Source organism: Bacteroides sp. 1_1_14, assembly GCF_000162515.1.
GTDB classification, from domain to species: domain Bacteria; phylum Bacteroidota; class Bacteroidia; order Bacteroidales; family Bacteroidaceae; genus Bacteroides; species Bacteroides thetaiotaomicron.
The window spans coordinates 1-26973 of record NZ_GG774708.1; the positions used below are offsets into that span (position 1 = coordinate 1).

Genomic DNA, 26973 nt, shown 5'->3' on the forward strand with positions numbered 1-26973 from the left:
AATGTTTCATCCTATATTATAATTCTTTAAGTAATGCAGATTAAGTTCCCAATTCCGTTATAACATATCTTTCTATATGTCCAAACTTATTTATAACATAGGGGTATATGAAACGGGCTAGAGGAGATAATGTAAATTTGTTGACATAGCACTATTGATAAATAGCATAAAGATTGAGTTAGGACAACACAAATACAATACGTTTCCGGATTAAAGCATTGATAATATGTCGTTTACAAACTAGTTATACGGTTTGGACAGGACCCGGAGAACCAATTATGCACGGATGACTTCGCCGGTCATTGGGCCCATAATGCCAATCTTTCAGTAAAAGCGATCATGGGTGTAGCCGGATATAGCGAAATGGCGCATATGCTTGGTTTATATGATGTTGCAGAGAAATATGCAGGTATAGCCAAGAAAATGGCGGTGAAATGGGAAGAAATGGCAAATGAAGGTGATCATTACCGCCTTGCTTTCGACCGTGAGAATACCTGGAGTCAGAAATATAATATGATTTGGGACAAAATGTGGAATTTGAATTTATTCCCAAATAATGTAATCGACAAAGAAATTAACTATTATTTGACGAAACAGAATCCTTACGGATTGCCATTGGACTCCCGCAAAGAGTATACAAAGTCTGACTGGATTATGTGGACAGCTGCTATGTCTTCAGATTTAGAAACTTTCAAGAAATTCATAGATCCACTCTATAAATATATCAATGAAACTACTTCGCGGGTACCTATCAGTGATTGGCATCACACAGACAGTGGTGAATGGGTTGGGTTTAAAGCGCGTTCGGTTATTGGAGGATACTGGATGCAAGTGTTAATGGACAAAACTCGATGAAATGTTTAATTAACTATACATTTATTATTAACTAGAATGAAAAACATGAAATGTAAAATGAAAAAAGTATTGAAGGAATGGCGGTGGATATTGCTGGCATTATTCACGATTTGCATTTGTAGTTGTAAGGACGATGACAATGTAGAGACTGGAGCCTTTGATCCATCAAAACCTGTAGCAATTTCTGATTTTACTCCGAAAGAAGGAGGAGCCTATCAGAAACTATTGATTTATGGTGAAAATTTCGGAACAGATGTTTCGAAGGTAAAAGTGAAGATTGGTGGCAAAGATGCTATTGTTATTAATGTAAAAAGTACTTATGTTTACTGTTTTGTTCCTTCAGGAGCTTTTAGTGGTGAAATTGAAATCACTGTAGGAGAAGGAGAGAATGCAGTAACAACGACTGCGAGTACTACTTTTAGCTATGAGAAAAAGATGGTAGTAGGTACGCTTTGTGGCTATCGCAATAATCGTGATGATCAAGGTTGGAGAGACGGACCATTTGATGGACCGGAAGGTGTCAAATGCTGTGGCTTTAGCGATAACGGACGATTAGCTTTTGATCCGTTGAATAAGGATCATTTGTATATTTGTTACGATGGACATAAAGCTATACAGTTGATCGATTTAAAAAATCGTATGCTTTCTTCTCCTTTGAATATCAATACTATACCTACTAATCGTATACGAAGCATTGCTTTCAATAAGAAGATAGAAGGATATGCTGATGAGGCGGAATATATGATTGTAGCTATTGATTATGATGGTAAGGGAGATGAAAGTCCTAGTGTATATATTATTAAACGTAATGCGGATGGTACATTCGATGATAGATCTGATATACAATTGATAGCTGCTTACAAACAATGTAATGGAGCTACTATTCATCCAATCAACGGAGAATTGTATTTTAATAGTTATGAAAAGGGACAAGTATTTCGTTTAGACTTGGTTGATTACTTTAAAACTATTAAGAATGGTGGAAGTTGGGATCCTATAGTAAAGAACAATCCTAATACTTTTAAGCAGTTATTCACTATTGCTGACCCAAGTTGGGAATTTCAGATTTTCATTCATCCTACTGGAAAGTATGCTTATTTTGGTGTGATTAACAATCATTATTTCATGCGTTCCGACTATGACGAGATAAAAAAGGAATTTATTACCCCGTATAATTTTGTCGGGGGATATAAACAGTCAGGTTATAGGGATGATGTAGGAACTGAGGCACGTATGAATAATCCTTGTCAAGGAGTATTTGTGAAAAATCCGGATTATACTGGTGAAGAAGAGTATGATTTCTATTTTGTAGATCGATTAAACTTCTGTGTACGTAAAGTAACTCCAGAAGGTATCGTATCGACCTATGCGGGACGAGGAGCGTCAACTTCCTTAGCTGACGGAAACCAATGGGGAACTGATGATGGTGACCTACGAGAAGTGGCTCGTTTCCGTGATGTAAGTGGACTTGTTTATGATGATGCGAAAGAGATGTTTTATGTACATGATCAGGTGGGACATACTATTCGCACTATTTCAATGGAGCAAGAAGAGAATGTAGCCGGTGACGAGAATATACCGGAAGATGAATCAACAGTGGAATCTAACGAATAAACACATTTATCAGATTATGAAAAAATATTTAGCCATTTTTTTGTTGATGCTGGTTGTCCCATTGACGATTTCTGCACAACAAACAATTACCGTGACTGGTACGGTTACCGACACACAAGATGAGCCGATGATTGGTGTTAATATCACTGTAAAGGATGTAGCAGGTTTGGGAACCATTACGGATATCAATGGTAATTTTTCTATAAAGATGGAACCTTATCATCGACTAGTCTTCTCATACATCGGATATGATGATGTGGAAGTACTTGTAAAAGAACAGCATACTGTTAATGTAAAGATGAAAGAATCAGAGGCTAGTGTACTGGATGAGGTTGTGGTAACTGGTATGGGGGCACAGAAAAAACTGACAGTGACGGGAGCTGTAACCAATGTGAATGTGGGAGATTTAAAACGTTTCCCTACTTCCAATATGTCTAACGCTTTGGCCGGTAATGTTCCGGGTATTATTGCCCGACAAACTTCCGGACAACCGGGAAAAAGTACTTCTGAGTTTTGGATACGTGGTATTTCTACTTTTGGAGCTAGTTCAAGTGCTTATATTCTGGTGGATGGCTTTGAACGTAGCAGTTTGGATGAACTTAACATTGAAGACATCGAATCATTCACAGTATTGAAAGATGCGTCAGCTACTGCTATTTATGGTTCTAAAGGTGCAAATGGTGTAGTATTGATTACAACAAAACGTGGTAAAGCTGGAAAAATCAATATTGATGCCAAGGTAGAAACTTCTTATAATACGCGTACTATCACTCCGGAATTTGTAGACGGTCTTTCGTATGCCAGTCTGATGAACGAAGCATTAGTGACTCGCAATTTAGGAATGGCCTATCAACCGGAAGAATTAGAGTTATTTCGTACACAAATGGATCCGGATTTCTATCCGAATGTGGACTGGATGGATTTGATCCTAAAAAACGGAGCATGGAGTTATCGCGCTAACTTGAACATGAATGGTGGTGGTAACACTGCTCGTTATTTTGTTTCTGCAAGTTATACGGAAGATCAAGGTATGTATAACACAGACCAAACGTTACGTGATGATTACGATACAAATGCCAACTATAAAAAGTGGAATTATCGTATGAATGTTGATATAGATATCACCAAATCGACTTTATTGAAACTAGGTATAGCAGGTTCATTAGCCAAACGTAATAGTCCAGGACTGGCTGATAACGAGATGTTATGGGGCATGCTTTTCGGATACAATCCTATTGCAACGCCTGTATACTATTCCAATGGATATGCGCCTATTTCCCACCGGGATAACGTAAACAAACTTAATCCCTGGGTTGCATCTACGCAAACTGGATACAATGAAGATTGGCAGAATAATGTACAAACTAATGTTACATTAGAACAAAATTTTGATTTCATTACCAAGGGATTGAAGTTTGTAGGACGTTTTGGCTATGATACAGACAACAGTAACTGGATTAATCGTCATCGTCAACCAGATTTGTATAAAGCGAACGGACGTAGACAAGAAACGGGAGAGATTATTTATGAGAAAATGTTCTCCGCATATGACATGACACAATCAAGTGGTAGCTCTGGCAAACGTCGTGAATTCCTTGATTTACTGTTAAGCTGGGAACGTGCTTTCGGAAATCATCATGGAGGAGTTACTTTCCGTTACACACAAGATAGTGAGAAGCGGACAGTAGACATTGGTACGGATATTAAGAATGGAGTATCAAAACGTAATCAAGGGTTAGCAGGACGATTTACTTATAACTGGAACTATCGTTACTTTGTTGATTTTAATTTTGGTTATACCGGATCGGAAAATTTTGCACCAGGAAATCAATTCGGTTTCTTCCCGGCTTTTTCTCTTGCATGGAACGTTGCCGAAGAGTCATTTGTTAAGAATAACTTGAAGTGGATGAATATGTTTAAAATACGTTATTCTCATGGTAAGGTAGGTAATGATAATATTGGAGATAACAACCGTTTCCCATACTTATATACTATAGCCACTACAGGATATAACAGCGAAGGCAAGCCTAATTATGTATATAACTGGGGATTTGGTGATTATGGAAAATCATTCATAGGAACTCATTACACACAGATGGCTTCTAATGGCATTACTTGGGAAGTTGCGACTAAGGATGACCTGGGGATTGATCTTTCTTTGTTTAATGACAAATTTACAGCGACAGTTGACTATTTCCACGAAAAACGTACAGGTATTTTTTTAACACGTGAGTTTTTGCCTGACATTACAGGTCTTGAGAGCAAACCTAAAGCGAATGTAGGTGAAGTGAAATCTCAAGGTTTTGATGGCAATTTTGCTCTTAAGCAGAAACTGGGTGAGGTGGATATGACTATTCGTGGGAATATAACTTATAGTAAGAATGAAGTGCTCGAAAAGGATGAAGAGAATCAAGTCTATTCTTATTTATATCAAAAAGGGTATCGTGTAGATCAAGTTAAAGGATTGATAGCTGAAGGATTGTTTGCTGATTACGATGATATTCGTACCAGCCCGAAACAAGAGTTCGGTACAGTGCAGCCTGGAGATATCAAATATAAAGATGTAAATGGTGATGGTGTTGTAAACGATAATGATAAAGTTGCTATTGGCGCTACTACCACTCCAAACTTAGTATATGGTATAGGGGCATCTTTCGCATGGAAAGGAATTGATGTAAATGTTCACTTCCAAGGTGCCGGTAAATCCACTTTCCCTATTTATGGTAAGTGTGTATATGCATTCAGCGAAAGTGACTGGGGAAATATCTTTAAAGATATGATAAGTGATCGTTGGGTAGATTCAGAGACTGCTGCCAAACTGGGATTGCATGCTAATGAGAACCCCAATGCAACATATCCGCGTTTAACTTATGGGGAAAATAAAAACAACCAACAAACCTCTACTTATTGGATGCGTGATGGTCGATATATTCGTTTGAAGAATCTGGATATCGGTTATACTTTGCCAAAAAGCATAGTCAATAAACTGCACTTCAATAATATTCGTATCTATATTGCAGGATCAAACCTGATTACATGGTCTAAGTTCAAAACATGGGACCCGGAAACTGGCAATCCGCGGGGTGAAGCCTATCCGCTAACAAAATCAGTTACTATGGGTTTATCTGTTAACTTATAAAAATACTAAGAGATTATGATAAAGAAGATTTATATATTATTATTAACCGTATTAGGGATGGGAGTAATTTCTTCTTGCTCTGATTACCTGAATTCGGAGAAATATTTTAAGGATCGTCTGACACTGGAGAAAACTTTCGAAAGTAAGGATCATGTGGAAGAATGGTTAGCTTATGCTTTTTCATTTATAAAAAATGAAAACTATGAGGTGACGACTAAAGGACCAAGTGAGAATTCGTTTTGTTTTTCAGACGATATGTATTATGGTGACCGCGATAAGACAATCGATGCAACAAAGAATGAATTGTCATATAATATGTTCAAGTTAGGAGAATATGATGAGAATACTTATAATGTTGGGGCATGGGGGGCATGTTATAAAGGAATTTTCCAAGCATCAGTATTTATCCATAATGTTGACCGGTGTCAAGAGATGGCTGATTGGGAAATACTAGATTATAAGGGGCAGGCTCGTTTTGTTCGTGCTTACTATTACTGGTTGCTCTTACGTCGTTATGGTCCAGTGCCTATTATGCCGGACGAAGGAGTGGATTATACTCAAAGTTATGATCAAATAGCTACTCCACGTAGCTCATACGAAGAAGTGGCACAATATATCAGTGACGAAATGGTACAGGCTACTAAAGAGTTACAATATGATCGTCGTACTGATAATTATGCTATAGGCCGACCTACTCGTGGAGCTGCATTGGCAGTTCGTGCTTATGCACTGATTTTTGCAGCTAGTCCGTTTGCTAATGGAAATAATGATGAATATGCGCAGCAATTGGTAGATGATGAAGGGCGTCGTTTGCTTTCTTCCGAATATAGTGAAGAAAAATGGGCAAAAGCTGCTGCCGCTTGCCGTGATGTCATCGATTTAGATGTTTATGAGTTGAATATTGTAAATAAATCCACATCTGATAATGGACCTTCTGAACGTCCGACTGTTACTCCACCGGCTGATGGCGAGTTTTCCAATCAACCCTGGCCAAAAGGATGGACAAATATTGACCCGCTCAGATCATATCGTACTATCTTTGATGGTACTATATTACCTGCAAACAATAAAGAACTGATATTTACACGCGGGGCAACAAATATAGATATGTTGGTACTTCATCAGATGCCTAAGGATGATGGCGGCTGGAACTGTCATGGTATGACACAGAAAATGCTGGATGCATATTATATGAATAATGGTAGTAATGAGCCGGGTATGAACTCTATGTATCAAGGAGTAGCTAATTATCAAGGTATTGTAGATACTCGTGAACGTAGAACTGGATTTACTGATTTGCAAGACTTGAAGGATAATAAATATCCGGAATTAGGTTGGAAATATGATCCGAAGAAAGGAGATAACGATCAGGCCAAAACTGGGATGAATGTTTCTTTGCAATATGTAGAACGCGAACCACGATTCTATGCTTCTGTTGCTTATAATGGCTGTACCTGGTATTATTTGAGCCAGACTGAAAGCAAACCTGCCGATGTAAATCAACAAGTTTGGTACTACTTTGGAAGTTCCGATGGTTATCGTAATGACGGTTTCTACTTGCGTACAGGTATAGGAATCAAAAAGTTTGTTCATCCAAACGACTATCCAGGCAATTATGTTGCGAAAGCTGAAACAGCAATTCGCTATGCGGATATTCTACTGCTTTATGCTGAAGCATTGAATGAGTTGACTGGAACATACAATATACCTTCTTGGAATGAGGCGACAACCTACACTATCAGCCGTGATAAAGAACAAATGGAAAGAGGTATTCATCCGGTACGTATTCGTGCCGGGTTGCCTGACTATCCAGATGAATTTTATCTGCAGAGTGGGGTTGATGATATGCGTAAAGCATTAAAACGTGAACGTATGATAGAGTTAATGGGCGAAGGAAAACGTTACTTTGACATTCGCCGTTGGAAAGATGCGCCAGTAGAAGAATCTCTGCAAATATACGGTTGTAATGTCTTTGTTGGTGAAGCTAAGAGAGACGAATTCCATTCGGCAATTCCTGTTTACAATCTCCCGTCTACTTTCTCGGAAAAGCTATGGTTATGGCCTATCAAACATAGTGAGTTGAAACGTAATTCACGTTTAACACAGAACCCAGGATGGACAATGTATGATTAATTCTAAACATAAAGACTTATATATGAAGAAAATATATACTTTGGCAGCTTTGGCTGCAATGACAATGTTGGGAACTTCCTGCAATTCGGAATGGGAAGATGAACAATATGAGCACTACATTTCTTTCAGTTCACAACTGGATAGTAAGGGAGTGACGAATATATATGTACCTTATAGCCGCCATGATGCAGAAGGAAATTATGCAGAAGGAGGAGAAGGGAGGTCCAATTATCAGTTACCGATACTTGTTAGTGGTTCTACCGATAATCCAAGTAATGTCACTGTACACGTAGCACATGATGCTGATACATTGAATATTTTGAATTACGCTCGTTACGCTACACGTACAGAACTATATTATGAGGATATGGGAGCAGAAGGATTGGCATACGCTTCATATCCAGAATCTCTACAGATAAAAGCAGGAGAAAATAAAGGTTTACTGGATCTTAAATTTGATTTTCGCAACATTGATATGTCAGAAAAATGGGTACTTCCATTGCAGATTGTAGACGACGCGTCTTACAACTACGTAGCTCATCCACGTAAAGACTATGCTAAGGCGATATTGAGAATCTTCCCATTTAATGATTACTCTGGCGATTATTCTGGTACAGGAATAACCAACAAGGTGGTGACGGGATATGATGGAGATGGTAAACCGATAGAAACAGCAGAATCTATCACAAAATCGTCAATAAGAGGGTATGTGATAGATGAACAGACAATTTTTACGTATGCAGGAATAGTAGATGAGGATTATACAGACCGTAGAAAGTATAAAATCAAATTTGCTTTTAATGGTGAGACGAATGGTTCGGTTACTATTTCCTGTGATAATGCAGAAGAGATTGGATTTGAATTAAACAAGGACGTGACTCCTTCATTTCGTATTTCTTCATCAATGGATGACGCGAAGCCTTATCTGGAACACCGTTATGTAATAATTAATAATGTTGATTATTATTTCAATTATATACCAGTGGAAGGTACCATCATTCGCTATCATGTAAAAGGTACATTGACATTATCACGTGATATCAATACTCAGATTCCAGACGAAGATCAAGCAATTGAATGGTAGTTTCTATTAATCGCTAATCTAATGATTCAAGAAGAGGGTGAAGTTCAAGTTATTGAATTCACCCTCTTCTCTTATTTTGAAAAGTTATTTTAGGACTGATTGTGTGCCGTTTATTGTCAAATATCCTAAAGCATACTATTTCGTTTCTGCAACTGTAGAATACGTCACGCTCCCTAGCTTCCCGTCATTACTCAGTGTCTCAGCTTGAATAATCAATGGCGTGGAATACTGATTATTGTAACATTCGATCACTGCCTTTCCATTTTCATCCGTCTGCACAGTCGGATTCCAGTAAAGAGTTCGTCTTTTGTCTGCTTTATCCATGTATAATTCTTTATCTATATAAGCAGGAGAATAATACTCCAATGCCGGTGTATATCCCTGCATAACAGTCTGCCGGGTACCAAGAGCCGCAGTCTCGTGTTTATTCAGAACATCATGTCTGGGCAATGGAATGAGGTAGAAGATACTATATTTGTCCAGTTCCGATACATCTACATCATTGGAATTGGACATTTTGGTGTTTTGGATAATTTCATCATCTACTCCTCCTGTGCCTTTACTGATGATAATAGAAGCCAAACCGTCTATTTCAGTCAGCATCATGTTTACTTCTGTTGACGATAGAATTTTGTTATCCATAATATAACAGATCGGTTTCTGGCGGTAAGTACAGTTATCATTGGAACGGTCCCAGTAAAAGAGTGGATTTAATTTTTCCATCACTTCCGGGATAGTGGTGACAACTTTGCCATTATCGCGAAGCTGATCGACAGCCTGGCGTATATCATAGTAGGCATCAATACTTTGCTCATTAATTTTAGTCGCCATATTCGTACTTTGACGGCGCCGCTTACTTTTGATTTCAACTTCGTCCAAAAGATAAAGCCCGTCTACCCGACGGATGGAATCTATATATAAAGAGTCGAATTTTTCAGCTTCCTGTTGCCAGTGGGCAATGTTGCTCCACTCCGGGTGCAACTCTCTGTAACCGTAAGCACGCGTAGCAGGCGAGAAATGCCGGTCGATGAGAATAGAAGCGTCCTTATTTCGTTCTTTTCCCACTTTGCGAGTCTGGATCACAGCTTCCATTGATCCCTCGAAATCTTCCAGCGGAATGCTGAAATGTCCGTTCTCATCCGTAACGGTCTGACCGGTAATAATCTCTGCATCTCTCTTCACCATTACGCTGAGAGCTATATCCTTCAGCTTGTTTTTGAGAATCGTAGATTTGACTTGTCCATAAAGTACCAGTTGGCTTTCAGGCAACTGAAGTGGGGTGAATGGGCTGATACCGATCTGTTGTGTCATATCATATTTACGCCATCCGTGTACCATTAACAGTATATCCAGTTCCTTCTGTTTCCGGAGAGAACTCTCTGTGAAGTAGTAGCCGGGTTGATGAATGTAGCCTTTCAAGTCCGATGTAAGTAGAAGGTCGGTGAAGATATTGTTATCATATTCCATATAATCAGAGCGGACGGCGTCACGGATACTGACTGATAATTTGCCGGGTATCGGTTCTCCTATGGCGTTGTTCAACTGCAGTTCGCAGCGGATGGGAGCATAAGGAGCGTAAATCTCTTTTAAACCTTTGGGCGAGATTTGTAAAGGAGCCCGTGGAGAAGCAAAGATAAAGCGGTCGCATAAAGTATTTCCGGCACGATTGAGCAGACTGATTTGTAAGACTCCTGCCGGTAACTTGCGCGACAATACTGTAAATTGCTGAGGCTTATTTGCCTGACAGTGGATAAGCTGATAGGCATGGGGACGTCCCTGATGGCTTATAAAAACGGCTAATGTATCCTGCGGGGTCGCTGCATTACATGATACCGTCACAGAAATAGCCCCTGCATTATTGCCTACTTTCAGAATATACCCGCTTGGCAGTGCTTTAGGGAGGGTAAATTCATACTGTTTTCCTTGAAAGTTTACTTTAGCGATTGCCGGCAGAGCAGAAGGCGTATACTCAAAAGCTCCCATTCCATCGTGTAAAGTTTCAAAAGACGTGATTTCTTGCCCTTCTTTGGTATAAAGTGTACCTGATAATTGAATATTTCCTTCATTTTTGCTTTCTGCTTTGAAAGCAACCTGCGAAGTTACCCCTTCGACTAACTGTCCTCCTTCCGGAAAGAAACGCAGACTCAGCTTCTCTCTTGTTTCTTCCGGCCTTTTCTCCATAGACGGACTCAACTCATAGGTGCTGATACTACGCTCCAACTGGTCGCTATGAGAAAGCTGATAGACAGGGAAAGTACGTGAAAAGTACTGCGGATCACTGAATGCAAGCATCCAGCGGGTGTAAGCACGTACTTCGTAATAACCGGATAGCATTGACTGGGGGAGTACAAACTGCCCGTTGCCTTCTCCTTGTGATAGTTTAATGATCTGTTTATCAGTAACGTGCCCTGCCTGATCTACCAGTTCCACATACAAAGGACGGCTGATTGAACTGAAAACTTGTTTTTCGGCAAGAGTGACATATGCTTTGAACCATATCGTGTCGCCCACATAATAGCTTGTATTATCAAAATGCAGATATGCTTTTTCACGCGGATAGTTATCGGCAAAAGTTTGAGCTTGATTCATGTACTGTTCGAATATCACTTTAGCGGGTGGATTTTCTCCACGTGCAGATATTGCTAAAAGTCCGCATACTGAGAGTAAAAATAATAACGGTTTGTTTTTCATATTAGTGCTGTCTATTTTTAGTTGTCTATTTTATTGTATGATTTTTATGTTCAGCACTTTCTCTGTGCTATTTTAGTATCATGTGAACTACTACAAAGATAGCGGTTTCGATGAATAAAGAAGGAAAAAAAACGTTCAATCTAAGAAAGAAACTGTTCATTACTCTATAAATACTAATCGGATTGCTGTTTCATGTTGATAATTCTTTTTATCAAAATTCGTTTGTACTGAATGAGAAAGGCTGCCTTATTTTTATTGTTGAATAGATTTTATCATTTTTTGAATAGAAAATGTTCGTGTTTCTATTGTTTTTTGTCGTTCTTTGTGTATCACATTAAACAAAATCTAATCAATGATAATAAATAGAATTATGAGAACACTTATTATTTTGCTTTTATGCACGAACACGAGTTTTGCGATAGCTCAGATTTCTCCCAAAGCAGTTGAGAAGAATAACCAATCTGTGAAAACTGCGGGTTTCTTTAATGATTCCGATTCTTTAAATAAGGCTATTCATCTTTCAGATGAGGCGATAGCTTTGGAGCCTTCATACAAACTGGCATATGCAAATAAGATTAAATACTTAATGGCGTTGGGACAGAAGGAGAAAGCACTGCAAACCATGTTGCAAATGGAGAAATTCTCTCCGGATGATCCTTACTATATTTTAGGTAAGGGAATGATGCTGGAAGAGAATGCTAAAAAGAGCCTGGCTATGGATGCTTACAAACAAGCTGCCTCTCTTTTCGAAAAACGCTTGAAGGAGAAACCAACTTATGTATTCGTACTCTTTTTGAGGGATAACAAGAATTATTCTTTGGATGAAATCGAAAAGGAGTATCTCCAAATCTTCAGTCCAGCAATAAGACAACACACGAAAAAGTTGATAGATGAACTTAGCAATAAAAGAGAGGATGTAATTCATGAGATGCTAGGTGGTAAATGAAAACATAGGGATGACTGTTGTTTCTAGTCGTTTCCTATACGGAAAACTGCCGTTTCCCGCCTGGGAATGATAAGCATTGTTGTTTAACTTCTCAGTTGTTAATATCTGACAAACAGATGGGAAAAAGATTAATGTGTTGCTATAATTTGATTTTAAAACTAATATTCATATGAAGTATTATTTTATTTTTTTGTTTCAGCTTATTGTGCTTTCTTCCTATGGGCAGAAGAATAAGGAAGCTGAGATAGATTCACTGGAATCGGAAATGATGAATTTCTTTCAAGCAACGTTGGAAAGAAATTATGGTCGAAAAGATGCTCTTGACTTATTGGTAAAGGGCTTGGAACGATATCACTTCAACTATCTGTTGGATGTAGACAAGGCTCGGCTGAAACAGATTAATGAAAAACTATATGCGGGTGGTTTACTTCATTCCTATTTTGTTGATGGAGCTATTCTGAATGATTCTTGCACGCTGTTTGTTCCGGATGGTGTTTCTCCGTCAGAATATCGTCAGTCTGATGCTTATCAACAAGCATCCAAGAATCAGCAGGAGTATGGTGGCTCTCTTAGCCTTGTTGCCGATTCACTACAATATGCGTATATGAAAGCTCAGGTTGAGTCTATAATTTTGCCGTTTAAGAAACGGTTGGATGGCTTCACATATTGGCAAAGAGAATTGGAACCGGCCATTCATCCGGCCTTGAAAGCGTATGTCAAAGCGGAAAATGCGACAGGAGGAGTTTCTTCGGTTATGATATTTGGGGAAATTGCCAGGAACACGGATCATTTTTGCAGTGATTTTAAAACAGATCGTGATGTGCGAATGTTCCTGACGCTTTATTTCTGGAAATATTTGTGTTATTTTGCAAATATAGATTTTTATACCGGTCAGGATAAAACTGAAGAGATTCTGAAGGGGGAGGCTGATTAGTTTGGAAATCTGATTATTAGTTTAAAACAAGAACCATTAATGTTATGAAATTGAGAATTGTACATTTGTTATTATTGCAGTCCGTAATGCTTCTTCTTTCCTGTTCCAATCAGAGCCGGAAGAATATGGATACATCGGCAGAACCAGCTGACGTACAGGCGAATGTGTCGGACAGTAGTAGAATTGAACAAGAAGCCATCGGCATGATTGAAGACTTTTATGAGGCTTATGCTGCCAGTTTCATGTCCACCGGTAAAGAAGCTCTCGCACTTGGGGATTCAATTAAGCAAAAGTTTCTGACCAAAGAGCTGATAGAGAAAGTTGATAGGCTGATAGAGGCGACAGATGCCGATCCGATCATTCGTGCGCAAGATTTAGGTGAAAATGACATGAAAACATTGTCGGTGAAACATCTGAATGATAATTGGTATGAGGTTAACTATACTTCGGCTAAAGGCAGCCAGTATGAACGTGCCGTGAGTATCCCGGTCAGAGTGGTTAACGTTGACGGACAATATCTGATTGATGATATAACTCCGGAAAACTGATCGTATCATTAAATGATATGAAAAAAGACAAACAGCATCTTTTACGCTAGGCAAAAGGGCTGTTTGTCTATATTCAACGAGGAAAAGAGTATTCGTTTTATTTCTGTTCTTTGACTTTTTCCATCAGTAGCTTCATGTAGTAGCCACCTACTACGGAACGTGCCTTGAAATTCATCATCTTTCCTGTATTCGTATCATGCCAGTCGCTGATAGGCACACGGGAAGTTGTTTCGTTCGCATAAGTATAGATCGGGTCGATGAACTTTTGGAACGTAGCATCGTCTGGAGACATACAGGCACTCCATAGTACCCAGTCGGATTTGGTATATTGTGCGCGGGAGTCCAATAGCAAACCATATTTATTTTGCTTGGTCAGATAGAAAGGAATTTCCGTATCAAATACTTTCTGCGGGAAAATGTTCATGTTAAACACTTTGTCCCATATCAGATTGTATTTCTGACTCCACGTTCCCGGTTTGTCAAATGCCAGTTTGTAGTGATCGCCGTCAAATGCCATCTTCTCCCATTCTATCGCCAGTCTTTTGGCGGTTTCGATGTATTTGTTCGCGGTCGTTTCTTTGCCCAGCATACGTGCCATTTCTCCGTATCCGGCGATTGCCATGATCGCTTTGGCGGAAAGATTGGCATTGTGTGCCAGATGTCCGGCAAAGTCATCTGTACAAAGTTGGTTTTCAGGGTCCAGACCGTTCTCAATCAGATAGTTTGCCCATGTTGATAATGTTTCCCAGTATTTGGAAGCATAGTTGGCATTGCCTTCCATCATAGAGATGGCTGTAGTTACCAGAATCATGTTTCCGGCTTCTTCGATAGGCATATCTTCACCATAAAGTTGCCCGTTGGCTATTGGATAAGTTCCTAAGTCATGAGCGGGGTAAGGCTTGTTCCAGCGTCCGCTTTCGCTGTAGTAGAAGATAGAGTTGAGCATTCCCTTCATCAGTTCCGTATTGTAAATAAGGTATAGTGGAGCGGATGGATAAGTTAGGTCTACTGTGTTGATACAGCCGTTACTATGGTTCTCTTTGGATAAGAAAAGCAGGTTGCCTTCCTTGTCGGTAAGGAGTTTATGGGCGGTAATGGAGTGGCGGTAAGTCAATGCGAGTAGTTCGGCATATTTCCTGCCTCCGGCTTTTTCTGCATCAGCCATCAGTTGTTGGTCGAAGGCACGGCAACGTTTCATCAATGAGGGATAAGAAGCCTGCGCACGTTCGAAAGCATCAAAGATGCTGACTTGACCGTTGTGTTTCCAGTATGCCATGCGGCGTTCGTAGAAATATTCGATCGAGTAGATATCGTCGTAGCCTAACATCACATATCCGCTTTTCCCTTGATTGTCTACCTTGCCTAAGTTTTCGGTATAAGCCATAGCGGGCATGTCACTTTCGCTGCGGGTAATGAAATCCTGGGAGTTGGGTAATAGTTTGCCATTGGTGATGAAGGCTTGCTTCATGTCATAGTAGTTACCTATGCTTAAGTCCTTGTTGGGTGCGCTGTTGCTTCCCAGATAAGCATATCCCCAGTCGATGCGTACACCGTCTCCTTTACGTTTTACGTAAGGCTGGTCGATGGTACCTGCCTTGAGGTAATCCATTCCGTTTTTGCTGATCTTTTCTGAGATGGTTGGTTGTGACGGTTCGTGTACGGCAAGTTGCGGGGTTGTTTCGATATACACTTGCACATCATGTTGTTTCTTGTCGAGTGAACGTACCCGATAGGAGATGTAGTTGATAGGGGTCGAGATAAGATCAAGATCTTCCATCAGCAGAGGTGCTGTGAATACAAGATCCAGTTCTACCGGACCGCAGGTGAATGTATAGTAGGTCTGTGTCGGTAATACATCGACAGACTTCTGGATAGCAGCTTCCTTGAAGTTGCTGAGCTGTTTGTTCTCACGGAACAGGCCGAAATCAACGTATGCTCCGCCGGTTGTGTTGTGACAGTGTGCTGCAATAATGTTTGTTCCTTTACGGAGCTTGGCTTTAGCTGATGCGGATAGTTCGATGGTAACATCGTCATTCCAGGAATAATCGGTTGCCACCAGTTTTTCTCCGTTCAGATAGAGCTCGAATACATCGTCGTGTGAATAACGTAAGTAGATAATGTCGTTTGTCAGGTCTTGATTGAGGTTGAAACTACGGCGTACCCAGATGTCTTCGGTGTTCCACTCTGTGCCGATGCGTTTCATGTCTTTGGTGCCGAAAGCGGCTTTGCCCTTGGTCCATCCGGAATCATCGAACTGGGGCTGTATCCAGTTGGCCGCCGGTTGGCTCATGGTGAACTTTGCTTCCCAACGTTCGGTGTTTGTCATCGGAAGGATTGTTTCGAGGTTTAGCTTGTCCTTGCCCATGAAACGATATACTTTCCCGTCCACCCGGAGCGCGCCCAGTAAAGGATGGGTGGCGGCTGTCCAGTGTTCGGTGTTCCCTTCGTTCAGTTCGTTGTAGGGAGACCAGATAGCAAGATAAGTATCGGAAGTGATCAGAGGTACGGACGGTGCACGCAAAGCGATATCCTGACTCGTTTTAAACAGGTCAGTTGCCTGCACATTGCATGCGAGGCAAACTGACATGATTGTAGAGAATAGTTTATTCATTAATATGAAACTTTTATTTATTTAGCGAGTTACAAATTTTCTGGTTGATGGCTTTGATTTTAGGCTCGTCTACTTTGATCACTTTCCGGTCGTAAGTAACCAGACCGTTCACTTCTTCTTCCACATCTGTGATTTGTGTGTATACGGCAGCCGAGAAGCCTTTCTCGATCAGTTCCAATAAATGGTCTGCATATTTTATGTATTCATTAGTCACTTCTTCCGGCGTGTTGAACTTCACGTAGCCCCAGTTCTTGTCTGCCAGCCACAGATGTCCTTTCAGTGCCATACCTATACCGCCATATTCGCCCAGTACGGTAGCGCGTATCGGATCGTAGAGATAGAGGTTCGGTCCGGGATAGTTATGAAGGTCGAGAATATCTCCGCACGTGTAGTGGTTACCTCCACTGGCAGGGTTTACCAGACGGCTGGGGTCGTATTCTTTCGTCCATTTAGTGATTTCAGGAGTCTTGAATTGTCCCCATGCTTCGTTGAAAGGTACCCATACGCCGATGCTCGGATAAGAATACAGGTAGTCGATAATTTCTTTCCATTCTTTGCGATAGTTAGCTTCTGATGCTGCGGAGCGGATGGCGTCTGCGCCGTCATAGTACTTGTGCATCTGCCATTCGGCAGGACCGCGACCTCCGTTCGGCATATCTTGCCATACGATCAGTCCGAGTTGGTCGCAATAAGTATACCAGCGTGCCGGTTCTACTTTTACGTGCTTGCGCACCATGTTGTAGCCGAAATCTTTGATCTTCTTCAAGTCATATACCAATGCTTCGTCTGTTGGCGCTGTGTATAAGCCGTCCGGCCACCAACCCTGGTCGAGCGGACCAAACTGGAAATAGTCTTTGTTGTTGAGTTGCAGGCGTGTAATACCATTCTTGTCTTTATGAGTTGAGAATTTGCGGAGAGCGGTGTAACTCTTCACTTGGTCTACAGCTTTGCCGTCTTTATAAAGAGTGACTTCCATATTATAAAGTGAAGGAGACTCGGGTGTCCATAATTTAACGTCTTCCGGCATTGTTAATTCTACCGGTACGCCATTGAGCGCCGCTCCTTTGGCTACGAGGTTTTTGCCGTCGAATACTTTCACTTCCACTTTGTCTGGAGAGCATACGTTGGTGGCTACTTCCACTTTGACAGTCTTCTTGTCGATATCCGGAGTTGTTTTCAGTTGGGCGATATGCTGGGCAGCTACCGGTTCCAGCCATACAGTCTGCCAGATACCTGTGACTGGTGTATACCAGATTCCTTCCGGTCTTTCTACTTGTTTTCCTCTCGGCTGTTCGCCACGGTCAGAGGGGTCCCACACTTTCACAACCAGCTGGTTATTGCCTTTATTCAATGCGGAAGTAATATCAAAGTAGAATGGAGTGAAGCCTCCTGTATGTTGTCCTACTTTTACGTCATTTACCCATACATCGGCTTTCCAGTCCACAGCTCCGAAGTGCAGTAATATTTGTTTGCCTTTCCATGCTGACGGTACATCAAAAGTACGCTGATACCATAATTCCTGATGCTCGTTAATGGTTTTACCTACTCCTGACAGGGAAGATTCGACTGCAAAAGGTACTAAAATCTCTCCTTGGTAATTGTTTGGTGCCGGTTCTCCTTTTTTAGTAATCGCATAATTCCAGCTACCATTCAGATTCTTCCAATCCTGGCGTTCCATAATGGGGCGTGGGTATTCCGGTAATACGTTTTTAGGATTCAACTGCTCACCCCACGGAGTCTTTATCTTATCACCGGCGGGCTTCCATTGAGCGAATGTCGGGCTACAAAGAGCCAATGCGAATAGCACTGCTAGAAAATTCTTTTTCATGGTAATTATCTTTATATGTATTAAATAGAAGAATTAATATTCATAAAAGGAATATTGCAAAGAAAAGCCAATCAGAGAAGAATAAAGGAAATTTGCTGTTCAATAAATGATAAATGCTCGTCATTTTATAGTGAATGACAGTTTTTTATGCGATAATGGTTATTTTTTGTCCTTAATTGAATAATAAGTAGCTTATATTACCGGAGATAATTATGACTTTTGGAGGGAGAACAATCGTATGTTTCCGCGGATAGTCGTAAATAAACTGAAAAACAACTATAATAAACTTTATCAATGAGAATCCTTTTTTTATTAGTAGTATTGTCGGTTACTTCTGCCCTACAGTCGCAGGTAGTCATTAAAGAGAATGCTATTCAGAGTAAGTATGCTTTTCCCTTGGTTACTTCGAAAGCGAAAGCTGTAGTAGTTTATGATACTGATGACTATTTGGTGGTACGTAAGACTGCGGAGCTTTTTGTTTCGGACGTCGAATCAGTGACCGGACAACAATTACGGTTGACGGACAAACTGAAAGGCGACAAAGAGATTATTATTGTGGGTACAGTTGAGAAAAATCGGCTGATCCGCCAGTTAGCTGAGAAGGGCAAGCTAGATATCTCTTCTTTGGAAGGGGCATGGGAACGATTTCTGATTCAGACGGTTTCCCGTCCATTCCCCGGAGTCAGCAAAGCGCTGGTAGTAGCGGGGAGCGACAGGCGGGGAGCTGCGTACGGACTTTTTTCGCTTTCGGAAATGATGGGAGTGTCTCCTTGGTACTGGTGGGCTGATGTTCCGGTGAAGAAACATAAGACGCTTTATGTCGATGCCCCCGCCACTTTGTCCAAGACTCCTTCGGTGAGGTACAGGGGGATTTTCTTAAATGACGAAGACTGGGGACTGAAACCTTGGGCTGCCAAGACATTCGAGAAAGAAAGAGGAAATATCGGCCCTCGTACCTATGCCAAAATATGCGAACTGTTGCTGCGACTGAAAGCTAATCATCTGGCACCGGCCATGCACCCCGTTTCTACCGCATTTTATAAGATACCGGAAAATAAACTGGTAGCTGATACCTTTGCCATTGTTATGGGGTCCAGTCACTGCGAACCGTTATTGCTGAACACTGCCAGCGAATGGGACAGCAAGACGATGGGACCATGGGATTATAACAAGAACAAAGATAAGATCAACGAGGTATTGAGTAATCGTGTGAAGGAAAACTGTGCGTATGAAAATGTATATACGCTGGCTTTAAGAGGCCTGCATGATGCAGCTATGGGTGGCGGAGATGTGCCGATGCGGGAAAAGGTTAAGATGCTGGAAAGTGCACTGAATGCTCAGAGAGAGATCATTGCCCGGCATATTGACAAACCTGTTGAAACAATTCCACAAGCATTTACGCCTTATAAGGAAGTGCTGGAAATCTATTCGAACGGACTGGAATTGCCGGATGATGTTACAATTATCTGGGCGGATGATAATTTCGGTTATATGAAACGTCTGAGTGGTCCGCAGGAGCAAAAGCGCTCCGGACGTGCAGGCGTTTATTATCATATATCTTATTTGGGTGTTCCTCATAGCTATTTGTGGTATAGTACTACCCCTCCGGCATTGATGTATGAAGAACTTCGCAAGGCGTATGATACCACTGCCGATCGTGTCTGGCTGGCGAATTGCGGAGACTTGAAAGGGGCTGAAACACAAATCTCTCTTTTCCTTGATATGGCTTATGATATAGACAGCTTCAATGCGGATAATGTCGCCACTTATCCGGCACGTTGGCTGGCAAAGATGTTTGGTGAGGAGTACTACGATACATTGGAAGATATAACTTGTTCTCATATAAATTTGGCTTTTTCCAGAAAGCCGGAGTACATGGGCTGGGGATATTGGAATAACTATTGGGGAGGCGGAGAGAAACGTACGGATACGGAGTTCTCTTTTGCTAACTATAATGAAGCGGAAAGACGCTTGACTGAGTATAGCCGTATTGGGAAAAAAACGGAGGACTTGTTAGCTTCATTGGACGAAAAGAGTAAACCGGCTTTCTATCAATTATTATACTATCCGGTGAAAGGGGCCGAACTGATGAATCATATGACCATCAAAGGACAGTTTTACCGTCAGTATGTCCGTCAGCAATGTGCTGCCGCCAATCGGCTTAAGGCTCAGGTGAAGTGCTATCATGATAGTCTCGAAATCATAACCGATGGATACAACTCTCTGCTGGATGGAAAATGGAAGCACATGATGTCTTTAAAACAGAACTATGATGGTACGAGTTCCTATTTCATGATCCCATTGATGGAAGAAGAATACACACCTGTTGGCTTTCCTAAGCTGGGGCTTCAGGCAGAAAGCGAAAATTTGGATAAAGGAGGAATGAGTTTTCATACATTGCCCGCCTACAGCACTTATTCACGTAAAAGTCATTGGATAGATATATATAATCAGGGGACCGGAGAGCTAAGCTGGAGTATCACGCCTTCGGAAGACTGGATCCTGATTTCTCAGAAAAGTGGTAAGACGTCTGCGGAAAACCGTATCCATATATCTGTTGACTGGGATAAAGTGCCGGTAGGAGAAAAGGTGAAAGGACAAATTGATGTAACTTCCGGCAGTCAGAAGGAGAGTGTACTGGTTTCAGTATTCAATCCGGAGTCTCCTGCACGTACAGAAGTACAAGGATTGTATGTAGAGGAGAATGGTTACATTTCTATTCCGGCAGCCGACTTCCACCGGAAGTTTGAGAGTAATGATATTCGGATGAGTATCCTTCCGGGACTTGGTTTTGAGGGTCGCTCTTTGCAGTTGGGGAATCCGACAGCTCCCTTGCAAATGTATCGTGCAGGTGATGTCCCCAGGGTGGAATATGATTTCTATACATTTAATGCCGGGATTTATGATGTATATACGTATGTTTTGCCGACATTTCCCTTGCATGCTGAGCGGGACTACAAATTGCCGGAACATACTAACTCGGATACAAAGTATAGTGTCCGTATAGATGATGGTTCCATTTCTACTCCTTCTACTTCAGCTATCGAATATTCTCAAATCTGGTATGATAGCGTATTGAAGAATTGCAGAGTGAATAAGTCTACTTTGTATGTAAAGAAGCCCGGTAAGCACACTTTGCAGATACGCTGTGGTGATCCGGGCGTCGTTATTCAAAAGATTGTCATTGACTTGGGAGGAATGAAGCGTTCTTATCTCGGCCCTCAGAGTACAATCTGTAATTAGTTCTGTTTTTTATGAATAGGGGAACCGGATGGCCTTGCCATTGGTTCCTCTTCTTTTTGAGGGGTTCCCAGCACGGGCATTCCGTCTTTGTCCCAGTCTATCTTCTGTAAACGGGGAGAACGGGAATCGGATGCGCCAGGAGCGTCATTCGGTATCTGGCGGGCATGATATAGCATATACCATTCTTTCCCATCCGGAGACGGAGTGAAAGATATTCCGCCGGGACCGTATACATTGTTTTCAGGGTCTTGTTGTAGTACCGGAACCGGAGACTTCTTCCAGGAAGCCGGATTGAGTAAGTTAGCTTTTGCGTCTGCAGTCAGTAATCCGACACAATAATAAGGAGTCCAGCTACCACTGGCTGAATAGAAGATGCATGCTTTGTCTTTATTCTTTGATTCAAAATATTGGGTGCTTCGTTTACATGTATCGGATAGGCTGTTTTGCTGCCATCCGGATTTACCCATTGGCATTCCCATTCATATTCAGGTTTGGAGATGAGAATCCTGTCAGAAGACAGTGTCCATGGATTCTCCATAGTAGCGATGTAGATACATTGGGTTTCACTGTCTATCCTTCGTTTTTGCCAGCCGCACCATATCATATAGCGTTGGCCATCATGTTCAAAGGTGCTGGCATGGATTGCCCAGTTGTTGTCTTTATCTGTCTGTATGCGTCCTTTCATCACAAATGTTCCTTCCATGGGGTTGGCGGCTTCATTCTCGACGACATAAATCTGGTGATTATCCATATTGCCGTCGTCTGCGGCAAAGTAAATATACCATTTGTTATTTATACGATGAATTTCGGGTGCCCACAGATGATAGGAGTTGCTGGGGTCGGTGGGTATCCATACATCTTTTTGAGTAGCATGTGAGAGGTCTGTTATATCATCGGTTTCCCAAAGTATGACTCTGTTTTCTGAGCCCTGTGTATAATAATATTTGCCTTCATGAAAAATAGCCCATGGCTCTGCTCCACGTTCAAGTAACGGGTTCGTATAGGTATTTCCTGCGGCTACAGTTTCTTTCTCTGTTGTAGCCTTCTTATGCTGGCAAGAGACACCGATTAATAAGATAATGGATAATAAAAACAATCTGCTTCTCATGGTACTTCTCATTTGATAATGACAATGCAAAGTAAGCATAAAATATTGATAAATCATGCAAATGGAAGTAGAATGGTCAGTTTTTGTTGTTAAATGAACTGTAATTTCTGAAACTTTTCTTTGTTTTTTCTCATCTTTGCGAAGTGAACTTTTAAATAAATAATATATGAAACTTAGACATCTTTTTCTTTTCTGTGTAATTTGCTGTTCTGTATCTATATCTGCCCAAAACAAAAGTAAGCTTCCGAAAACGAGTGGTAATCCTATTTTCCCTGGTTGGTATGCCGATCCGGAAGGGATTGTGTTTGGAGATGAATACTGGATTTATCCTACCTATTCTGCCGCTTATGATGATCAGATATTCATGGATGCTTTCTCATCAAAAGATTTGGTAAACTGGACCAAGCATCCGAAAGTACTTTCCAAAGAAAATATCAGCTGGCTCAGACGTGCATTGTGGGCCCCGGCAGTAATCCATGCTAATGATAAATATTATTTCTTCTTCGGAGCCAATGATATCCAAAATAATAATGAGTTAGGCGGAATTGGAGTTGCTGTAGCAGACAATCCTGCAGGACCTTTTAAAGATGCGTTGGGAAAACCGTTGATTGATAAGATTGTAAATGGTGCTCAGCCGATTGATCAGTTTGTATTTAAGGATGATGATGGACAATATTATATGTATTATGGTGGTTGGGGACATTGTAATATGGTGAAGATGGCACCGGATTTATTGAGTATTGTACCTTTTGAGGATGGTACTATCTATAAGGAAGTGACTCCCCAAAATTATGTGGAAGGGCCGTTTATGCTGAAACATAATGGAAAATATTATTTTATGTGGTCGGAAGGTGGCTGGGGAGGTCCGGATTATAGTGTAGCCTATGCCATTGCGGATTCACCGTTCGGTCCGTTTGAAAGAGTCGGAAAAATTCTGCAGCAAGATACTAATATAGCAACCGGTGCTGGTCATCATTCGGTAGTTAAAGGTCCCGGAGCAGATGAATGGTATATCATTTATCACCGTCGTCCGTTGGGCGAAACTGCAGCGAACAGCCGTGCAACTTGTATAGATCGTATGTACTTTAATAAAGACGGAAAAATAGAGCCTGTCCGTATGACTTTTGAAGGAGTAGGAGCTAGCCCTTTGGCAACCCCTGTTCGCGCTAAAACATATGCTAATCCTGTAATAAACTTTAGTTTGCCCGATCCTACTATTATAAAAGGAGACGATGAATATTACTATCTATACGCAACTGAAAGTATTAAAAATGTACCTATTCATCGATCAAGAGACTTGGTAAACTGGTATTATGTAGGTACTGCTTTTACAGATGCTACCCGTCCAAACTTCGAACCTAAAGGGAGAATATGGGCACCGGATATTAATAAAATCGGTGATAAATACGTAATGTATTATTCTATGTCCACTTGGGGAGGTGAGTGGACATGTGGTATTGGTATTGCTACTGCTGATAAGCCGGAAGGACCATTTACTGATTTGGGTAAGTTATTCCGGAGCAATGAAATCAATATACAGAATTGCATTGATCCTTTTTATATTGAAGATAATGGAAAGAAATACCTTTTTTGGGGGAGCTTCCACGGAATATATGGTACGGAACTGACAGAAGATGGTCTCTCTTTGAAGAAAGGTGCTCCAATAGAGCAAATAGCCGGTACTGCTTATGAAGGTACGTATATTCATAAACGGGGTGGCTATTATTATTTGTTTGCTTCCATCGGTCGTTGCTGTGAAGGCTTGAAGAGCACATATACTACAGTCGTGGGGCGTTCGAAAAATCTGTTCGGCCCTTATGTTGACAAGAAAGGGCGTTCAATGTCGGATAATCATCATGAGATATTGATTCAGAAGAATAAAGCATTTGTCGGTCCGGGGCATAATTCAGAACTGGTGACAGATAAGAAAGGAAACGATTGGATGTTCTATCATGCGGTAAGTGTTGCTAATCCCGAGGGTCGTGTATTGATGATGGATCGTGTACAGTGGAAAGGTGGCTGGCCATTTGTGAAAGGCGCTGTACCTTCCTTGGAGACTGCTGCTCCGGACTTCAGATAAGTTTTTTCATATGGCTATTCATTTCTTTACAATGAAAAATGAGCATATAAAATGTAGTTGAAGTTTAAACAAATAAATTTTATCCAGACACTTTATCCAGAATAGAAAAAGTATTGGGGAAATTGCAAAGAGAAAACTATTTATCTATAGGAAATGATGGCTTTTCTCTTTGCAATTAACTTTTTCTATAAAGGTGGGCTTTTTTTTGATTTATTGTTTTATTTTTGTCCTTGTAAACTCATAAACTTGTTATAGATGGCCTCAGATATACACACTCTCTCTGATTCTCTTTTATGGAAGAGGTTTCTCGAAGGAGATTCGAGTGCGTATTCTCAAATATATAATCAGACTGTACAAGAGCTGTTCCGATATGGTTTACTGTATACTTCGGACAGGGAGCTGGTCAAAGATTGTATTCATGATGTGTTTGTGAAGATTTACACCAACCGTGCCAAATTAACCCCTACTGATAACATTATAGCTTATTTGATGGTGGCACTGAAAAATACACTCTTTAATGCGTTAAAGAAAACATCTGATTCTTTTTCATTGGACGAAGCTGATGAGAAAGAAGACCAGTCCGAAGAGCATTTTTCTACTCCGGAAACTATTTATATAAATAAGGAACAAGAGAAGAATACTCATATGAAGGTGCATGCTATGATGTCCTCCTTAACCACCAGGCAACGTGAAATTGTTTATTATCGGTATATTAAGGATATGAGTATTGATGAAATTAGTAAAATCACGGACATGAATTATCAGTCTGTATCTAACTCTATCCAGCGGGCTTTGGGGCGTGTACGGAATCTATTCAAGCGAGAATAGGAGAGAAGAATATTCAGCTTTTTCCTGCCCATCAAAAAAATATCGAAAATAGTTTGAAAAAAGTGAGTATAAAATCAAAGTAGAACTGTTATCCTAATGTAAAGACAATGAAAATGATTAATTCAGAACTGGAACATACTGATTTTTCTAGATATACTTTTGAAGAATTCCTTCAAAATGATTTTTTTATATCTTCTGTTAAATATCCAACAGAAGAGATACAAGAGTTTTGGGATCGTTTTGAGAAATCTACTCCTTCTAATATAGATGATTATTTTGCGGCAAGAGAATATATAGAAACGATTTCTACTTCAGAAGGTGATTTGCTTTCGAATCAGGAACTGGGAGATTTGTGGGCTGATATCCAGACAACAAATATTAAAAATGATAAGATTAAACATAAAAACTTTTTTCTGATAGGGTTGACTGCCGCAGCCAGTGTAGCTATTTTGGTTGGTAGTTTCTTTTTATTAAAGAATTATCAGGCGATTTTGGCTCCTGATATTGCGACATTTGCAGTTCAGACTAAGACCGAATTACCGGCTACAGAGGAAACATTGTTGATTCTGGCAGAAGATAAAGTCGTAAGTCTGAAAGAAAAAGAGACTACAATTACCTATGATTCTGTAGCAATTAAAGCTAACGAAGAAAATATATCCAAAAAAGAACTGGCGGTTTATAATCAGTTGGTTATCCCACGTGGAAAGCGTTCTGTACTGACATTTTCTGATGGCTCTAAAGTATGGGTGAATGCAGGTACCAGAGTCATTTATCCTACAGAATTTGAAAAGGATAAACGCGAAATCTATGTTGACGGAGAAATCTATATTGAAGTAGCTAGAGATGAAGAACGTCCTTTTTATGTACGTACTAAAGATATGAACGTTAGGGTGCTGGGTACTAAATTCAATGTGACAGCTTATGAATCTGAGCCTATTCGCAGTGTGGTGCTGGCTCAAGGGTGTGTACAGGTTGAGACGACACAAACCCCAAAAGCTATTTTAGCTCCTAACCAGATGTTCAGTTCCGTAGAAGGGAAGGAAAATATTTCACAGGTAGATGTGGAACAAATGATTTCATGGGTAAATGGTCTCTATTGTTTCAATAGTGCCGATTTGGGAATTGTATTGAAACGTCTGTCCACTTACTATGGAATAAATGTCGAATTTGACTCAGCGCTAAGTAAGATAAAATGTTCTGGAAAAATTGATTTGAAAGACAACTTTGAGACAGTAATTAATGGATTAACCTTTGTAGCACCAATATCTTATGCCTATGATGGACAGTATAAAACTTATCGGGTCGTGAAAAAATAGACACAGAAAAATATA

At 40.6% G+C, this 26973-nt stretch carries 14 protein-coding genes and 3 pseudogenes; 13 read left to right on the forward strand and 4 right to left on the reverse strand.

Annotated elements, in window-relative coordinates:
* Window positions 1-252: 252 nt before the first annotated feature.
* From HMPREF9007_RS08140 to HMPREF9007_RS08120, 5 genes and pseudogenes are all read left to right on the forward strand, one after another.
* Window positions 253-855: pseudogene (locus tag HMPREF9007_RS08140) on the forward strand (DUF1793 domain-containing protein); the annotation flags it as partial.
* A gap of 57 nt (window positions 856-912) precedes the next feature.
* A complete protein-coding gene (locus tag HMPREF9007_RS08135; RefSeq protein ID WP_008762468.1) occupies window positions 913-2469 on the forward strand; it encodes an IPT/TIG domain-containing protein in 1557 nt (518 codons plus the stop codon).
* Window positions 2470-2485: 16 nt separating this feature from the next.
* A complete protein-coding gene (locus HMPREF9007_RS08130) occupies window positions 2486-5608 on the forward strand; it encodes a TonB-dependent receptor (protein ID WP_008767691.1) in 3123 nt (1040 codons plus the stop codon).
* 15 nt (window positions 5609-5623) lie between these two features.
* The gene (locus HMPREF9007_RS08125) at window positions 5624-7741 is read left to right on the forward strand and encodes a RagB/SusD family nutrient uptake outer membrane protein (protein WP_008762470.1); all 2118 of its coding nucleotides are present in this window, start codon (window positions 5624-5626) and stop codon (window positions 7739-7741) included.
* A 22-nt stretch (window positions 7742-7763) separates the two neighbouring features.
* The gene (locus tag HMPREF9007_RS08120) at window positions 7764-8825 is read left to right on the forward strand and encodes a DUF4973 domain-containing protein (protein ID WP_008762471.1); all 1062 of its coding nucleotides are present in this window, start codon (window positions 7764-7766) and stop codon (window positions 8823-8825) included.
* Window positions 8826-8960: 135 nt separating this feature from the next.
* On the opposite strand, the gene HMPREF9007_RS08115 is transcribed toward HMPREF9007_RS08120, so the two are convergent.
* Entirely contained in the window at window positions 8961-11516 is a 2556-nt protein-coding gene (locus HMPREF9007_RS08115; RefSeq protein ID WP_008762472.1) for a hypothetical protein, read from the reverse strand.
* 370 nt (window positions 11517-11886) lie between these two features.
* Here HMPREF9007_RS08115 and HMPREF9007_RS08110 point away from each other — a divergent pair, with 370 nt between their 5' ends.
* From HMPREF9007_RS08110 to HMPREF9007_RS08100, 3 genes are all read left to right on the forward strand, one after another.
* Window positions 11887-12462 (forward strand): hypothetical protein, encoded by a 576-nt coding sequence (locus HMPREF9007_RS08110; protein ID WP_032850590.1) that lies wholly within the window; start codon window positions 11887-11889, stop codon window positions 12460-12462.
* Between the two features lie 169 nt (window positions 12463-12631).
* A complete protein-coding gene (locus HMPREF9007_RS27800) occupies window positions 12632-13396 on the forward strand; it encodes a hypothetical protein (RefSeq protein ID WP_225651893.1) in 765 nt (254 codons plus the stop codon).
* A gap of 44 nt (window positions 13397-13440) precedes the next feature.
* On the forward strand, window positions 13441-13944 hold the full coding sequence (locus HMPREF9007_RS08100; RefSeq protein ID WP_008762475.1) for a DUF3828 domain-containing protein: 504 nt from the start codon (window positions 13441-13443) through the stop codon (window positions 13942-13944).
* A gap of 97 nt (window positions 13945-14041) precedes the next feature.
* Here HMPREF9007_RS08100 and HMPREF9007_RS08095 read toward each other — a convergent pair whose 3' ends face one another.
* Window positions 14042-16555 carry a DUF4965 domain-containing protein gene (locus tag HMPREF9007_RS08095; protein WP_008762476.1) on the reverse strand — a complete coding sequence of 838 codons (2514 nt, stop codon included), beginning with the start codon at window positions 16553-16555 and terminating at the stop codon, window positions 14042-14044.
* Between the two features lie 13 nt (window positions 16556-16568).
* Window positions 16569-18383, reverse strand: coding sequence for a sugar-binding domain-containing protein (locus tag HMPREF9007_RS08090; RefSeq protein WP_008762477.1), 1815 nt, complete (start codon window positions 18381-18383; stop codon window positions 16569-16571).
* 294 nt (window positions 18384-18677) lie between these two features.
* Between HMPREF9007_RS08090 and HMPREF9007_RS08085 the strand changes: the two genes are divergently transcribed.
* Entirely contained in the window at window positions 18678-21626 is a 2949-nt protein-coding gene (locus HMPREF9007_RS08085; protein WP_008762478.1) for a glycosyl hydrolase 115 family protein, read from the forward strand.
* On the opposite strand, the pseudogene HMPREF9007_RS08080 reads toward HMPREF9007_RS08085, so the two are convergent.
* A pseudogene (locus HMPREF9007_RS08080) lies at window positions 21623-22734 on the reverse strand (glycoside hydrolase family 43 protein). The gene HMPREF9007_RS08085 and the pseudogene HMPREF9007_RS08080 overlap by 4 nt on opposite strands.
* Before the next feature lie 166 nt (window positions 22735-22900).
* Here HMPREF9007_RS08080 and HMPREF9007_RS27805 point away from each other — a divergent pair.
* The 4 genes and pseudogenes from HMPREF9007_RS27805 to HMPREF9007_RS08065 form a co-directional block, all read left to right on the forward strand.
* Window positions 22901-23884, forward strand: a pseudogene (locus HMPREF9007_RS27805) (glycoside hydrolase family 43 protein); the annotation flags it as partial.
* Window positions 23882-24814, forward strand: a complete 933-nt coding sequence (locus tag HMPREF9007_RS27810) for a family 43 glycosylhydrolase (protein WP_225651895.1) — start codon at window positions 23882-23884, stop codon at window positions 24812-24814. The pseudogene HMPREF9007_RS27805 and the gene HMPREF9007_RS27810, both read left to right, overlap by 3 nt.
* 255 nt (window positions 24815-25069) lie before the next feature.
* Window positions 25070-25642: a sigma-70 family RNA polymerase sigma factor gene (locus HMPREF9007_RS08070; RefSeq protein ID WP_008762480.1), complete on the forward strand. Its 573-nt coding sequence runs from the start codon at window positions 25070-25072 to the stop codon at window positions 25640-25642.
* 113 nt (window positions 25643-25755) lie between these two features.
* Window positions 25756-26958: a FecR domain-containing protein gene (locus tag HMPREF9007_RS08065; protein ID WP_032850591.1), complete on the forward strand. Its 1203-nt coding sequence runs from the start codon at window positions 25756-25758 to the stop codon at window positions 26956-26958.
* The last annotated feature ends 15 nt before the right edge of the window (window positions 26959-26973 follow it).

What these genes read in the sequence shown, in the direction of transcription:
- HMPREF9007_RS08135 (WP_008762468.1), top strand. Translation starts at nt 913, where the DNA reads ATGAAAAAAGTATTGAAGGAATGGCGGTGGATATTGCTGGCATTATTC.
- HMPREF9007_RS08130 (WP_008767691.1), top strand. Translation starts at nt 2,486, where the DNA reads ATGAAAAAATATTTAGCCATTTTTTTGTTGATGCTGGTTGTCCCATTG.
- HMPREF9007_RS08125 (WP_008762470.1), top strand. Translation starts at nt 5,624, where the DNA reads ATGATAAAGAAGATTTATATATTATTATTAACCGTATTAGGGATGGGA.
- HMPREF9007_RS08120 (WP_008762471.1), top strand. Translation starts at nt 7,764, where the DNA reads ATGAAGAAAATATATACTTTGGCAGCTTTGGCTGCAATGACAATGTTG.
- HMPREF9007_RS08115 (WP_008762472.1), bottom strand. Translation starts at nt 11,516, where the DNA reads ATGAAAAACAAACCGTTATTATTTTTACTCTCAGTATGCGGACTTTTA.
- HMPREF9007_RS08110 (WP_032850590.1), top strand. Translation starts at nt 11,887, where the DNA reads ATGAGAACACTTATTATTTTGCTTTTATGCACGAACACGAGTTTTGCG.
- HMPREF9007_RS27800 (WP_225651893.1), top strand. Translation starts at nt 12,632, where the DNA reads ATGAAGTATTATTTTATTTTTTTGTTTCAGCTTATTGTGCTTTCTTCC.
- HMPREF9007_RS08100 (WP_008762475.1), top strand. Translation starts at nt 13,441, where the DNA reads ATGAAATTGAGAATTGTACATTTGTTATTATTGCAGTCCGTAATGCTT.
- HMPREF9007_RS08095 (WP_008762476.1), bottom strand. Translation starts at nt 16,555, where the DNA reads ATGAATAAACTATTCTCTACAATCATGTCAGTTTGCCTCGCATGCAAT.
- HMPREF9007_RS08090 (WP_008762477.1), bottom strand. Translation starts at nt 18,383, where the DNA reads ATGAAAAAGAATTTTCTAGCAGTGCTATTCGCATTGGCTCTTTGTAGC.
- HMPREF9007_RS08085 (WP_008762478.1), top strand. Translation starts at nt 18,678, where the DNA reads ATGAGAATCCTTTTTTTATTAGTAGTATTGTCGGTTACTTCTGCCCTA.
- HMPREF9007_RS08070 (WP_008762480.1), top strand. Translation starts at nt 25,070, where the DNA reads ATGGCCTCAGATATACACACTCTCTCTGATTCTCTTTTATGGAAGAGG.
- HMPREF9007_RS08065 (WP_032850591.1), top strand. Translation starts at nt 25,756, where the DNA reads ATGATTAATTCAGAACTGGAACATACTGATTTTTCTAGATATACTTTT.